Origin of the sequence: Streptomyces sp. CB02959, assembly GCF_002803155.1 — a bacterium.
Lineage (GTDB): Bacteria > Actinomycetota > Actinomycetes > Streptomycetales > Streptomycetaceae > Streptomyces.
Map to the genome: position 1 here is coordinate 348,514 of NZ_NNBP01000002.1, position 13,456 is coordinate 361,969.

At 71.8% G+C, this 13,456-nt stretch carries 9 protein-coding genes; 2 read left to right on the top strand and 7 right to left on the bottom strand.

What is annotated here, in order from left to right; all coding sequences use genetic code 11:
- The first annotated feature begins 11 nt into the window (after positions 1-11).
- Positions 12-1,037 (top strand): 2-hydroxyacid dehydrogenase, encoded by a 1,026-nt coding sequence (locus CG747_RS04835; protein WP_100600344.1) that lies wholly within the window; start codon positions 12-14, stop codon positions 1,035-1,037.
- A gap of 70 nt (positions 1,038-1,107) precedes the next feature.
- On the opposite strand, the gene lysX is transcribed toward CG747_RS04835, so the two are convergent.
- Both lysX and CG747_RS04845 read right to left on the bottom strand, forming a co-directional pair.
- The gene (gene lysX / locus CG747_RS04840; RefSeq protein ID WP_100600345.1) at positions 1,108-4,422 is read right to left on the bottom strand and encodes a bifunctional lysylphosphatidylglycerol synthetase/lysine--tRNA ligase LysX; all 3,315 of its coding nucleotides are present in this window, start codon (positions 4,420-4,422) and stop codon (positions 1,108-1,110) included.
- A 158-nt stretch (positions 4,423-4,580) separates the two neighbouring features.
- Positions 4,581-5,399, bottom strand: a complete 819-nt coding sequence (locus CG747_RS04845) for an Ig-like domain-containing protein (protein WP_100600346.1) — start codon at positions 5,397-5,399, stop codon at positions 4,581-4,583.
- A gap of 337 nt (positions 5,400-5,736) precedes the next feature.
- Here CG747_RS04845 and CG747_RS04850 point away from each other — a divergent pair, with 337 nt between their 5' ends.
- Positions 5,737-5,931 carry a hypothetical protein gene (locus tag CG747_RS04850; RefSeq protein ID WP_100600347.1) on the top strand — a complete coding sequence of 65 codons (195 nt, stop codon included), beginning with the start codon at positions 5,737-5,739 and terminating at the stop codon, positions 5,929-5,931.
- Positions 5,932-6,415: 484 nt separating this feature from the next.
- On the opposite strand, the gene CG747_RS04855 is transcribed toward CG747_RS04850, so the two are convergent.
- From CG747_RS04855 to xylB, 5 genes are all read right to left on the bottom strand, one after another.
- Positions 6,416-7,693 carry a phosphodiester glycosidase family protein gene (locus CG747_RS04855; protein ID WP_100600522.1) on the bottom strand — a complete coding sequence of 426 codons (1,278 nt, stop codon included), beginning with the start codon at positions 7,691-7,693 and terminating at the stop codon, positions 6,416-6,418.
- Positions 7,694-7,885: 192 nt separating this feature from the next.
- On the bottom strand, positions 7,886-8,530 hold the full coding sequence (locus CG747_RS04860) for an N-acetylmuramoyl-L-alanine amidase (protein ID WP_100600348.1): 645 nt from the start codon (positions 8,528-8,530) through the stop codon (positions 7,886-7,888).
- Between the two features lie 266 nt (positions 8,531-8,796).
- On the bottom strand, positions 8,797-10,212 hold the full coding sequence (locus tag CG747_RS04865; RefSeq protein ID WP_100600349.1) for a family 2B encapsulin nanocompartment shell protein: 1,416 nt from the start codon (positions 10,210-10,212) through the stop codon (positions 8,797-8,799).
- Positions 10,213-10,355: 143 nt separating this feature from the next.
- Positions 10,356-11,768: a family 2B encapsulin nanocompartment shell protein gene (locus tag CG747_RS04870; protein WP_100600350.1), complete on the bottom strand. Its 1,413-nt coding sequence runs from the start codon at positions 11,766-11,768 to the stop codon at positions 10,356-10,358.
- 208 nt (positions 11,769-11,976) lie between these two features.
- Positions 11,977-13,407: a xylulokinase gene (gene xylB, locus CG747_RS04875; protein WP_100600351.1), complete on the bottom strand. Its 1,431-nt coding sequence runs from the start codon at positions 13,405-13,407 to the stop codon at positions 11,977-11,979.
- Between the last annotated feature and the right edge of the window lie 49 nt (positions 13,408-13,456).

The following is a 13,456-nucleotide window of genomic DNA, read 5'->3' on the forward strand; positions in this document are numbered from 1 at the left end:
AGAAACCCCGCATGACCACCACCGTCCTCGCCGCCGGCAACCACTTCATCCGCCCCGGTCTGTTCACCGCGGCCGTACGCAAGGCGGCCGGGGACACCCCACTGGAGATACGCGAGATCCAATTCGGCTGGCCGCACACCCCCTTCGGCCCGGTTGCCGAAGTCACCGAGGCATCCGGCACCGAGGACCAGATGATCCAAGCCCTCCAGGGCGTCGAGATCTGCGTCACCGAACACGGCCCGCTCACCGAACGCATCCTCGCCAACTGCCCCGACCTCAAGCTCTTCTGCACCAGCCGCGGCGGCCCGGTCAACGCCAACCTCGAAGCCGCCACCCGCCACGGCGTCGCCGTCTGCAACGCCCCCGGCCGCAATGCCACCGCCACCGCCGAACACACCCTCACCCTGCTGCTGGCCGCCGCCCGCGGCGTCGGCGACACCCACACCGACCTCCGCCGCGGCATCTGGCGCGGCGACTACTACGACTACGACAACTGCGGCATCGAGATCGACGGCACCACCATCGGCCTCATCGGCTTCGGCGCCATCGGCAGCCGCGTCGCCAAGGTCCTGCACGCCATGGGCGCCCACGTCCTCGTCCACGACCCCTACGTCCGCCCCGAGGCCCTCGCCGGCCTCGCCGAACAGGTCCCCCTCGACGAACTCCTCACCCGCTCCCGCATCGTCTCCCTGCACGCCCGCGTCACCCCCGAGACCACCGGCATGATCGGCCCCGCCCAGCTCGCCGCCATGCCGCGCGGCTCGGTCCTGATCAACTGCGCCCGCGGCGCCCTCCTCGACTACGACGCGGTCTGCGACGCCCTCGAAACCGGACAGCTCGCCGGCGCCGGCTTCGACGTCTTCCCCGAAGAACCCGTCCCCGCCGACTCCCGACTGCTGACCGCCCCCGGCGTAGTCCTCACCCCCCACATCGCCGGCGGCAGCCAACAGGTCGCCCACAAGGCCGCCGCCATCGTCGCCGCCGACGTCGGCCGCTACCTCCGCGGCGAACCCCTCCACCACCAGGCCAACGCCTGACCCGCACAACGACAGGACGGCCCGCCTCGAAAGGCGGGCCGTCCTGTCATTGCACTTCCGGGTGCGCCGGTCAGCGCCTCCGCACCAGCGGGAACGGCAGCGTCTCCCGGATCGACAGACCGGTCAGGAACATCACCAGCCGGTCCACGCCGATGCCCAGACCACCGGTCGGCGGCATCGCGTACTCCAGCGCCTGGAGGAAGTCCTCGTCCAGCTCCATCGCCTCCGGGTCACCACCGGCCGCCAGCAGCGACTGCGCGGTGAGCCGCCGCCGCTGCTCGACCGGATCGGTCAGCTCCGAATAGGCCGTACCCAACTCGGTACCGAACGCCACCAGGTCCCAACGCTCCGCGAGCCGCGGATCGACCCGGTGCTGACGCGTCAACGGCGAGACATCGGTGGGGAAGTCCTTGTAGAACGTCGGCAGCGTGGTCTTCTCCTCCACCAACCGCTCGTACATCTCCAACACGATGTCGCCCCGGCCCATCTCCGGCTTCACCGGCACCGACGAGGCGTTGCACAGCCGCCGCAGCGCCTCCGGATCGGTGTCCGCGTCGACCTCCTCGCCCAGCGCCTCGGAGATCGCCCCGTACACGGTCTTGACCGGCCAGATGCCCGAGATGTCGTGCTCGACCAGCCGCCCGTTCTTGTCCGCCTTCCGCGCCGTCGCACTGCCGAACGCGGCGACCGCCGCACCCTGGATCAGCTCCCGCGTCAGGTTCAGCATCACGTCGTAGTCGGCGAACGCCTGGTACGCCTCCAACATCGTGAACTCGGGATTGTGCTTGTACGAGATGCCCTCGTTGCGGAACGTCCGCCCCATCTCGAAGACCTTCTCCATACCGCCCACACAGAGCCGCTTGAGATACAGCTCCGGCGCGATCCGCAGGTACAGGTCCAGGTCGTAGGCGTTGATGTGGGTGTGGAACGGACGGGCGTTCGCACCACCGTGGATCTGCTGCAGCATCGGCGTCTCGACCTCCAGGTAACCCCGGTCGATCAGCCCCTGCCGCAGCGCCTGCACGGCCGTACTACGGGCCCGCACCGTCTCCCGCGCATCCGGCGAGACGACCAGGTCCACATACCGCTGCCGGACCCGGGCCTCCGGATCGGACAGACCGCGCCGCTTGTCCGGCAACGGACGCAGACACTTGGCGGTCAACCGCCACTGCGTCACGAACACCGTCAGCTCACCGCGCTCACTGGCGCCGACCTCACCCTCGGCCTCCACGTGGTCACCGAGGTCCACGTCCGCACCGAAGCGCTCCAGCAGCTCGCTGCCCGCGTCCCGGGTCAACGCGATCTGCAGATCACCGGACCAGTCCCGCAGTTCCGCGAACAGCACACCACCGTGATCACGGACGAGCAGCACCCGCCCGGCGACCGTCACGGTCTTGCCGGTGCGCTCCCCGGCAGCCAGCTCCCGGTGCTCCTCGCGCACCTGCCCCAGGGTGTGCGTCCGCTGCACCCCGACCGGATACGGGTCGGTACCCGCCTCCCGCAGCCGCGCCAGCTTCTGGTGCCGCACCCGCACCTGCTCGGGCAGCGCGGCCAGCTCCCGCTCCCGCTGCTCCTCCTCGGTGGCCGGCTCGGCCTGCACCAGACCCAGCTCGTCCAACGACGGCAGACCCGCGGTGCTCGCCGGCGCCAGCACCCGCTTCTTGTGCCCCTTGCCCCACAGCTTGCCCAGACTCGGCACCGCCACGAAACCCTCGGCGATACCCGACGCCATGCCGATCCGGGCGAGCGCACCGGCATCCGCGTAGCACAGGAACCGCGGGTACCACTGCGGCTGGTACTTCGAGTTCGACCGGTACAGCGCCTCCAGCTGCCACCAACGGGAGAAGAACAGCAGCAGCCGCCGCCACACCTTCAGCACCGGACCGGCACCGATCCGGGAACCCTCCTCGAAGGCGGACCGGAACACCGCGAAGTTCAGCGAGACCCGGCGCACGCCGATCGACCCGGCCTGCGCACACAGCTGCGCGACCATGAACTCCATCACGCCGTTCGGCGCACTGCGGTCGCGCCGCATCACGTCCAGCGAGATGCCGTCCTTGCCCCAGGGCACGAACGACAGCAACGCGATCATCTTCCCGTCGCCGTCGAACGCCTCGGCCAGCAGGCAGTCGCCGTCCTGCCGATCACCGAGCCGGTCCAGCGCCATCGAGAAGCCGCGCTCGGTCTCGGTGTCCCGCCACGCGTCCGCGCGGTGGATGACCTCTTCCATCTCCGCATCGGTCAGCTCGGCGTGCCGCCGGACCCGGAACGTCGCCCCGGTCCGCTCGACACGGTTGACGGCCTGGCGGGTGACCCGCATGTCCCGGCCGTCCAGATCGAACTCCGCGATGTGCAGGATCGCCTCGTCGCCGAGCTGCAGCGCACCCATCCCGGCGCGGGCGAACGCCTTGGCGCCGTCCTCGCTCGCCCCCATGACGGCCGGCTGCCAGCCGTACCGGCCGGCGACGTCCAGCCACGCGTCGATCGCCGGACCCCACGCCTCCCGGTCACCGACCGGATCACCACTGGCCAGGCAGACGCCGGCCTCCACGCGGTACGTGACCGCGGCCTTGCCGCTGGGGGAGAAGACCACGGCCTTGTCCCGGCGGGTCGCGAAGTAACCGAGCGAGTCCTGGCTGCCGTACTTCGACAGCAGGGCCCGGATGCGGTCCTCCTCGTCACCGTGCAGCGCGGCTTCCATCCGCTGCGAACGGAACAGGGCGGCGGCGGCGTTGAGCAGCGCCAGCGCGCCCAGCAGCCCGAGCAGCGTGCCGATCCAGTGCGCCGGGTGCCCCTCCACGATCCGGCCGCCGACCAGCCCACCGCAGACGCGGTTGGCCGCCCACAGCAGCCGGTTGCCGCCACCGGCCTCCAGCGAACCGGGCGCCAGCGACACCAGGCCCCAGCCGATCAGCACCGACACCACGAGCCCGCCGGCGAGCACCAGCGCGGCCCGCAGGAACGCGCCGCGCCGGGTGATCGCGTAGAACTCACGGTGCGAGACGAGCAGCAGCACCAGCGCCCCGACGCACAGCACCAGGGAGAAACTGAACTCCCAGTACCCGCCGGCCAGGAACAGCGCGTCGGCGAGGCCGTTCAGCACCATGTACGCGGCCACGAACCACAGGGCCACCCGTTTGCGCGTGGTCATCGCCGCGGCCAGGAGGAAGAGGAACGCGGCGTAGGCGAAGTTCGGCGCCACGGGGATCGTGAGCGTGTCCAGCCAGTAGATCACCGAGTGGAGGGCGCGCCGAAGGGGCCCGATCAGCGCCGTCAGGGCGCAGAAAAGCCCCAGCAAGCTGAAGATGATGGCGAAGCCATTGGGGACGCGGCGCCGGAAGCGCCGCCACCCCGTGAGTTGATCCTGGTCCTGCACGGTGCTCATTCCGTCACATTAGGCTCTGAAGAGGGGTCGGCAGTCCGACACGAGGCGCGTGCTCCGCCTCCGGCCCACTGCCGCTGCGACCGGCCGACCATCCAGTCTCCGGCCCCGCTCCCTCTGTTGTCTGTCCCTCGCAGGGAGGGTTCGGTGACCGCCACGGGTCACCCACCTGGACCTTGCCATAAAGCCGGCGTGAGTCCGAGTCCGGGTGTGATGTACGCGTCAGAATCGAGGTCCGCCCGGACGGCCGCACTACGGCCCACGGTGAACCGCAGCCCGTAGTCCTTGGTGAAGAACCGCCCGCCACCGGAGTCCACGCCGTTCAGCTCGGCCCGGAGGGTCACCTTCGTGCCCGGCTTCCAGTCCCGCTCCGGCCGCCAGACGATCCGGTCCTTGCCGTGGGCCGACTCCCAGGTCCAGGCGCCCACCGTCCGGTTGTCGGTCGTCACGGTCAGCCGCTGCTCCACCGCCGCCCGGTCACGCACCGGAAAGGCGAAGGTCAGGCTGATCGGATCGTCGACGTCGACCACCTCGCCGTGCGGCCGGGGACTGAACGTCGGCCGGTTCCGCTTGGCCACCTTCCCGGTGGTCAGCGACTCCTTGGCCTCGTCGGAGGCGCCCTGGGGGTTCTTGGTCCGCGCCAGCACCGAGTACTTGGTGTCCGGGGCGGCCTTGGCCCGCGACGTCCACACCGTCCCACCGTGGCTGAACCCGCCGACCAGCTGCCGACCCCGGGGATCGGTCACCGTCACCTCGGTCAGCACCCCGCCGTCCGCGCTCACCCGCAGCTGGTCACCGGCCTGCACCGTCGGGTGCCCACCGGCCGACCCCAGCCCCACCTTCACCGGCTGCTCCGGGGTCGCCGACGCCCGGGCCGCGTCGCACGCCGCCAGCGTGCCGACGCCGAGCACCGGCATCAGCGCGAGGGCGACACACAGCGACCGGGAGGGCCGGAACGGCCGGGCGGGGCTCAGGCTCATGGGCGGACTTTCCGTCGGTGGTGGGAGCGGCGGCAATGTCGGCCGCTAAGACGTTCAATCGCAACACTCCGTTGCGAGGGGTGAGGTGATCCATGCCACTTCTTTACCGACGGGTGGAACTCCCCTCGAATGTGTCTTTCCCGTGGGCGAGTTGAGGGTGAACCGCGCTCCTGCGCTCCTGCCTCCGCACCCGGCCACCCCTTTCGGTAGCCAGTCCATGACCCGCAGTGATCACCCGTTCGGAGCACCCTGCCGCGAACCGGATATACCCCGAAATGCGCCAAACTGGCCACCGCTCGCCGTCCATTCGGGCGGTTGTCGAGGAGGTGTGGTGTCCATGGCGGTCTCTATCTCGGTCGTCCTCTTGCTGGTGATCCTGATCGTGATCTTCCTGCGCAGCGGAAAGCTGAAGATCTCGCACGCCGTCGTCTGCGGACTGCTCGGCTTCTATCTGGCGGGCAGCAGCCTCGCCCCGGACATCCACCACGGCCTCGCTAGTGCCGCCGAGGTCGTCAGCAGCGTCCGCCCCTGACTCCACCCGCACTCGCAATCACGCTGAGTGATAACAACGGGAACAATTAACTCTCCGTAATCGTTGCCGAACAAGGAAGAAAGAGGCACCCGGCCCCAGGAGGCACCCAGGCGTACAGAGGCACCCGGCCCCGGCCCCGACTCCCGGGCCCCACGACCCCTCCGGCCCGCGGCCCCCACCCCTCGATCAATGGAGCCCGCCCCGCCGGGCCTCCCGACCCTCGCCGCCCGTCCCCGCCCGGCCCTCGCCGCCCCACTCCGCCCGGCCCCGTTTCCGCCCCGCGCCCGGCCGGTACGCCCTCACCGCCGTCACCCCGCCCCGGATCGACCGCTGACCGTCCGGTGACCGCCCGGGACCAACCAGCGCCCGCCCGGGACCGGCTCCCCGCAGCGGGCCTGCGCCCGGTCGAGCCGCCTGGCCGAGCCGCCTGGCCGAGCCGCCTGGCCGAGCCGCCTGGCCGAGCCGCCCGGCCCGGCGCCCCGCATCACCCGGCCGAGAAGACCCCCACCGCATTGGCCACCGGTCGCTCCTTGCCGTCCGTGGGGTGGTTGCGCACCCGCGCCTCGCCGTAGAGGTCCTGGGTGACGAACGTCGAGGAGCCGCCGCCGTCCAGGTCCATCGCCTCGCGTGCTCCCAGCCGCGCCATCAGCTCGGCCAGCTCCCGGACCGTGAGGCCGGTCTGGTGCCGGCCCTTCTCGCCGTCCAGGGCCATCAGGAGCAGGGTGTGGCCGCGGTTCGCGATTCCGGCAGAGGTCCGCATGGTGACGGCGGCGGTGTCCAGGCCGGCCGCGGGGCGCCCGTGGCGCAGCACCGGGAAGCCGCCGACCGCGCAGCGCAGGCGGCCTGGGAGCCGACCTACGAGGCGGTGGCCGACCTGGACCCGCTCGCCCCGGTGCAGTGCGCGCAGCCGCCGTGCGCCCGCCTCGCGGCCGACCAGCACCACCGACCCCGGTTCGATCACGCCGGCGCCCGGGCGCTCGGCGGTCTCCGCCACCCGGCCGTTGCGGATCGTGACCTCGGCGGTGTCGGTGTCGCAGCCCGCCCCGCGGTCGCTGTCGGTGCCGCACACCGCCCGCTCGCGGGACGTCCGGCCCCATCGGGCGGTGTACGCGCCGATGCCGCCCTCCGGCAGGGCGTACTGGTTCAGCCCGCGCAGCGGCCAGGAGCCCGAGGCGCTGCGGACGGTGCCGTGGAGGGCCAGCCGGTCCAGCCGGGCCCGGTGGTCGTAGCCGATGCCGAGCACGTCCCGGGTGGTCGCGCCGGGCGGCAGCGTCGGGCCGAAGCGCTGGCCGTCCGGCACCGCGCCCTTCAGTTCCCGGCCCGATGACACGGCGGGGCCGACCGGGGAGCCGGTGACCTCCACCCCGGGGTGCTGCGCCTCGCTGATGTTGAAGAAGTCGCCGTTGACCGCCCCGACCGCGTCCCGGTCGTCGGCCAGTTCGGAGACCGGGGCCCGGGCGGCGACCGCCGCCGGATGGAGCAGGTCCACCGAGACCCCGGGGTGGGAGAGGTCCACGGTCAGCAGGTGCCCGCGGACGATGCCGCGCGGCAGGGTCAGCCGGAACTCGGCGTAGGTGACTCCGGGCGCCAGTCGCACCGGGGGCGTGCGGGTGAGGCCGCTGTCCGGCATGGCACCGGCGTCGGCCGTGGCACCGCCTCGGGCCGTGTCGCCGCCGTCGGCGGCGGCTGCCCGTGCCGCGCCCGCCGCCGTGCCACCGACCAGGACGCCCCAGGCGACCGCGACCGCCGCCACCGTCCGCATCCAGTCCAACCACTGCTTCACGACAGCCCCCTGACGTTGCGTCAACTCTTTCAGGTGGTGGCAGCGCTCACTATGACCCGCGGATGGCGTGATTCCGAACATCCGCGGAACGGTGCCGTGTCGCCCGGCGGGTGACGGCGTGGTGGCCCGGGGGTCAGCGCCCGGGCCGGCGGGACACCGCGGGCCCGGCCGTCACAGGCCGGTCAGGCTCTCCCAGAAGGTCACGCCGTTGACCAGCTCCATGTAGTGGGCCCAGTCCCAGTACTCCCCGGGGTCGGTGTGGTCGGTACCGGGCACCTCCATGTGCCCGATGATGTGCTCGCGGTCCTTGGGGATGCCGTAGTGCTCGCAGATGGCGGCGGTCAGCAGGGCGGAGCGGGTGTAGAGCGTCTCCGTGAACCACTGCGGGTCGTCGATCCAGCCCTCGTGCTCGATGCCGATGCTGCGGGTGTTGTAGCTCCAGTTGCCGGCGTGCCAGGCGACGTCGTGTTCGCGTACGCACTGGGCGGTGTAGCCGTCCGAGGACCGGACGACGTAGTGCGCGGCGGCCTTGTGTGCGGGGTCCTGGAAGAGTCGCAGGGTGTCCGGGAAGGTCTCCTGCGTCACGTGGATCACGACGGTGTCGATCGGGTACTGCGCCGGGCGGTTGGCGGCCGTGAAGTTGGCGGAGTCGGCCGGGTGCCAGTGGACGGGCGGGTAGCCGTCGGTCTCCGCGGGGCGCTTGCGCGGCGTCGTGGCGCGGGCCGGGGTGAGGGGGGTGAGTGCGGCGGCCGCGGCGAGTGCGGCGGCGCCGGTGAGCAGTCGTCGGCGGGCCGGGAAGTGCTGGTCGGGTTCCATGTGAACTCCTGACAAGGACCGAGGGGTGGTCGCGTACATGTCACGCACATGCCGGTGCGTTCATCATGCGCAACAGCGCGCGCCCTGCCAAGGGAATGGCCGTAGTGTCAATGGCTTGACCAAAGATGGCTCGCCGCCGGTCGAAAGTGCCCAACGCCGCCTGTTCGGCCGGTACGCACGTCACCCGGGTGCCGCGCCGCGCCGGGACCCTGACGGAGGGTCGGCGCCGCGACGGCACCCGGGTGACGGTGCGTCGGGCCGGTTGCTCAGTGCCCGATCTCGACGTCCTCCAGGACGCCCAGCGCATCGGGCACCAGCACCGCCGCCGAGTAGTAGGCGCTGACCAGGTACTTGATGACGGCCTGGTCGTTGATGCCCATGAACCGCACCGACAGGCCCGGTCGGTACTCGTCCGGGATGCCGGTCTGGTGGAGCCCGACCACGCCCTGGTTCTCCTCGCCGACCCGCATGGCGAGGATCGAGCTGGTCTGGTCGGGGTTGATCGGGATCTTGTTGCAGGGCAGCAGCGGGATGCCGCGCCAGGCGCGCACCGGCGTGCCCTCGATCTCCGCGGTCGCCGGGTAGACCCCGCGGGCGTTCCACTCCCGCCCGATGGCGGCGATGGTCCGCGGGTGCGCCAGCAGGAACTGCGTCTTGCGGCGCCGGGAGATCAGCTCGTCCAGGTCGTCGGGGGTGGGCGGGCCGCTGTGGGTGTGGATGCGCTGCTTGAGGTCGGCGTTGTGCAGCAGGCCGAACTCGCGGTTGTTGACCATCTCGTACTCCTGGCGCTCGCGCAGCGCCTCCACCGTGAGCCGCAGCTGCTGGTCCAGCTGGTTCATCGGGTCGTTGTAGAGGTCCGCGACCCGCGAGTGGATCTTCAGGACGGTCTGCGCGACGCTGAGTTCGTACTCCCGCGGCGCCCGCTCGTAGTCCACGAAGGTGCCCGGCAGCGCCGGCTCGCCGATGTGTCCCGCGGCAAGTTCGATGGCCGCCTCGCCGTGCTTGTTCTGCGCCGGGACCAGTGCCGTGCGGAAGCTCTCGATGTGCTCGCGCAGCGTCGCCGACCGGCCCAGCACCTCCTCGTAGTCGCCGCGGGAGAGGGTGAGGACGGTGCCGCGGGTGGCCGCCCGGAGGGTGAACTCCCACAGGGCGTCCGGGGCCAGCAGTGCAGCGTCACCGGCCGCGTCGCCGCCGGCGAGCACCGCGGTCACCGTCTCGTCGCCGTACTTGCCGGTGCCGACCCGTTCGAACTTGCCGTGGGCGATCAGGATGACCTGGTCGGTCGGCGTGCCCTTCTCGGCGAGGACGTCACCGGGGACGACGTCCCGCTGGGCGAACCGACCGGCCAGCTCCTGGAGCGTGGGGTCGTCGGTGAAGCCGCGCAGCGGCGCCAGTTCGCGCAGCTCCTGCGGGATGACCCGGACCTCGGCGCCCTCGGTGACGAACTCCACCTGGCCGTCGCCCAGGGTGTGGGTCAGGCGCCGGTTGACGCGGTAGGTGCCGCCGGAGACCTGCGTCCAGGGCAGGACCCGCAGCAGCCACCGCGAGGAGATGCCCTGCATCTGCGGCGGGGTCTTGGTCGTGGTCGCCAGGTTGCGGGCGGCCGCGGTGTCCAGGCTGGACCGGTGCTGCTCGGAGCCGTCGGTCTGCGGGCCGGACGTGGGGTCCACGGATGTGGTCATGACGGGGGGTCACCTGTTCCGATCGGTGCGTGAAGCTTTGCAGGGGGATCTCGGGAAAGGCGCGGGAAATCGGCCGGGAAACGGTTGGAGCGGGCGCACTGCCGGTCCGCGCGGCGCGGCAGTCGCTGTCCGGGGATTTCCGCTCAGTGCCCGATTTCCACGTCTTCCAGGATTCCCAGGGCGTCGGGGACGAGGACGGCCGCGGAATAGTAGGCGCTGACGAGGTAGTTCATGACTGCCTTGTCGTCGATTCCCATGAAACGTACCGAAAGGCTCGGCTCGTATTCATCGGGAATTCCGCTGCGGTGCAGCCCCACCACGCCCTGCTTTTCCTCGCCGGTGCGCAGCAGCAGCACCGAGCTGGTGCCCTCCTTGGTCACCGGGATCTTGTTGCAGGGGAAGATCGGCACGCCGCGCCAGGACGGCAGCGAGTGGCCCATGAAGTCCACCGCGTCCGGGTAGAGCCCGCGGGCGCTGCACTCCCGGCCGATCGCGGCGATCGCCTTGGGGTGGGCCAGCAGGAAGCCCGGGTCCTTCCACACCGTGGCGAGGAGTTCGTCCAGGTCGTCGGGGGTGGGCGGGCCGTTGCGGGTGTGGATGCGCTGCTTGAGGTCGGCGTTGTGCAGCAGGCCGAACTCGCGGTTGTTGACCATCTCGTGCTCCTGGCGCTCGCGCAGCGCCTGCACCGTGAGCTTGAGCTGTTCCTCGACCTGGTTCATCGGGTCGCTGTAGAGGTCGCCGACCCGGGTGTGGGTGCGCAGGACGGTCTGCGCGACGCTGAGTTCGTACTCCCGCGGTGTCCGCTCGTAGTCGACGAACGTGCTGGGCAGGGGCGGTTCGCCGCGGTGGCCGGAGGTGAGGGTGATCGCGGATTCGCCGCTGGCGTTGGTCGGCCGCGCGGAGTGGTGGCCGTCGGACGAGAGGTGGTCGCGCAGGGCCGGGGAGCGGCCGATGACCTCCTGGGCGTCCTGGCGCGCCAGGGCCATCACCGTCACCCGGGTCACCGCCCGGTAGCTGAACTCCCACTGCCCGTCGGCGCTGTTCAGCACGGCGTCGCCGAGGTGGTCGCCGCCGGCGAGCGCTTCGAGGACGGTCTCGTCGCCGTATTTGCCGGTGCCGATCCGGTCGACGCGGCCGTGTGCGATCAGCACCACCCGGTCGTGCGGGGCGCCGGCCTGGGCGATCAACTCGCCTGGTGCGTACTCGTGTTGAGTAAACCTTTCACCGAGTGCCGAGAGCACGTCGACGTCGGTGAACTCCCACAGCGCGGGGAGTTCGCGCAGCTCTTCGGGGATGATCGCGACCGTGGTGCCGTCGATGTCGAAGTCGATCCGCCCGTCGCCGACGGTGTACGCCAGGCGCCGGTTGACACGGTACGTACCGCCTGAGACCTGGACCCAGGGCAGCAGCCGCAGCAGCCAGCGGGACGTGATGCCCTGCATCTGCGGCGCGGTCTTGGTGGTCGTCGCCAGATTCCGCGCAGCGGACGTGCTGAGGCTGGAATTCTGGCTCTCTTCGGCGTTTCCGGTCAGCGTTTCGCCGGCAATCGTCACCATGTCACCTATCTCGTGGAGGCTGCGGCGTGGAACACCGGGCAGGGCTCGACGAAGCCCCCGGCAACTCGCCGCCGCCTCGAAGATAGTGGTGCTCTTTTTATCGACACAATCGCTCGATTGGGTGGCATGGAATTAGATTTCCATGGAAAGAGTTTAGGTTTTTCGGTACTGGGCAAAGTGTGCCGGGGCGATGATCACGGACGGGCGGTCAACCGCCCAGCAGTGCCGCCCCGTCGGTCAGTGTGGCCGCCAGCCGGTCCCAGGCGGCGCCGTCCCGCTCCCGCGCCGGGTACGCCGCGCCGCGGGCCGTCCCCCAACGGCGCGCCACCGCCGCCGGATCCTCGCCCAGCAGCAGCCCGGCCGCCTGCGCCGCCGCCCCGAGCGCGACCAGTTCGTCCGCCTCGGGCACCACCACCGGGCGGCCCGACAGGCGCCGCACGGTCTCCCGCCAGGCGCGGCCCCGGGCCCCGCCGCCGATCAGCAGCAGCGGCGCGCCGGGCGCGGTGTCCACCCCCGGCAGGCGGTCCAGCGCCCGCAGCAGCGCGAACACCGCGCCGTCGTAGGCGGCCTGGAGCAGCTGGCCGGCGGTGGTGTCGTGGCGCAGTCCGTGCAGCAGGCCCGCGGCGTGCGGGAGGTTCGGCGTCCGCTCGCCGTCCAGGAACGGCAGCAGCACGGCGCTGCCGCCCGCCTCGACGGCCTCCCGGTCGCGGCCGAGCAGGGCCGCCACCCGGTCCACCGCGAGCGTGCAGTTGAGCGTGCAGGCCAGTGGCAGCCAGTCGCCGCGGGCGTCGGCGAAGCCGGCGACGGTGCCGGTCGGGTCGGCGGGCCGGCGGGTGGTGACCGCGTACGCCGTGCCGGAGGTGCCCAGGCTCAGCACCGGCTGCCCCGGGCGCAGGCCCAGCCCGAGCGCCGCCGCCATGTTGTCGCCCGTCCCGGCGGCCACCAACGCACCGTGCGGAAGGGGGAGTTCATCGGTCCGCACGGTGCCCGCCGCCTCGCCGGGGAGCGCCACCCGCGGCAGCATCGCGGGGGCCAGTCCGACCCGGTCCAGGACCTCCGTGTCGTACGCGCCGGTGGCCGCCGCCCACCAGCCGGTGCCCGAGGCGTCGCCGCGGTCGGTGACGGCCTGGCCGGTCAAGCGCTGGACGAGGTAGTCGTGCGGCAGCCGGACGGCGGCGGTGGCGGCGGCCGAGGCCGGCTCGTGGCTGCGCAGCCAGGCCCACTTGGCGACCGTGAACGCCGGGCCCGGCACGCTGCCGATCCGCTCCGCCCACACCTCCGGGCCGCCGCCCTCCGCGATCAGCCGCGCGCTCTCCCGGGCCGGGCGGACGTCGTTCCACAGCAGTGCCGGGCGGACCGGCTGCCCGGCCGCGTCCAGGGTCACCAGGCCGTGCTGCTGCCCGGCGACGGAGACCGCGGACGCCTGCCGGGCGGCGGGTCCGCACTGGGTCAGTGCCTCGCCCAGCGCCCGCCACCACTGCCGGGGATCGCTCTCCTTGCCCGCCCCGCCGCTGACCGTGTGCGGCGCCTGACCGCGGGCCAGCACCTCGCCGGTCTCGGCGTCCACGACCAGCGTCTTGGTGGACTGGGTCGAGCTGTCCACCCCGACGACCAGGGGTCCGGCCGACTGTGCGCCCATCGAGCACTCTCCCTCGGCGGCCGGTTCGTCCAGGCCCTGACCCCGGGGC

Excerpts from the sequence above, each read along its gene's own strand:
- lysX (WP_100600345.1), bottom strand. The coding sequence starts at position 4,422 with ATGAGCACCGTGCAGGACCAGGATCAACTCACGGGGTGGCGGCGCTTC.
- xylB (WP_100600351.1), bottom strand. The coding sequence starts at position 13,407 with ATGGGCGCACAGTCGGCCGGACCCCTGGTCGTCGGGGTGGACAGCTCG.
- CG747_RS04855 (WP_100600522.1), bottom strand. The coding sequence starts at position 7,693 with ATGCGGACGGTGGCGGCGGTCGCGGTCGCCTGGGGCGTCCTGGTCGGT.
- CG747_RS04860 (WP_100600348.1), bottom strand. The coding sequence starts at position 8,530 with ATGGAACCCGACCAGCACTTCCCGGCCCGCCGACGACTGCTCACCGGC.
- CG747_RS04865 (WP_100600349.1), bottom strand. The coding sequence starts at position 10,212 with ATGACCACATCCGTGGACCCCACGTCCGGCCCGCAGACCGACGGCTCC.
- CG747_RS04850 (WP_100600347.1), top strand. The coding sequence starts at position 5,737 with ATGGCGGTCTCTATCTCGGTCGTCCTCTTGCTGGTGATCCTGATCGTG.
- CG747_RS04870 (WP_100600350.1), bottom strand. The coding sequence starts at position 11,768 with ATGGTGACGATTGCCGGCGAAACGCTGACCGGAAACGCCGAAGAGAGC.
- CG747_RS04835 (WP_100600344.1), top strand. The coding sequence starts at position 12 with ATGACCACCACCGTCCTCGCCGCCGGCAACCACTTCATCCGCCCCGGT.
- CG747_RS04845 (WP_100600346.1), bottom strand. The coding sequence starts at position 5,399 with ATGAGCCTGAGCCCCGCCCGGCCGTTCCGGCCCTCCCGGTCGCTGTGT.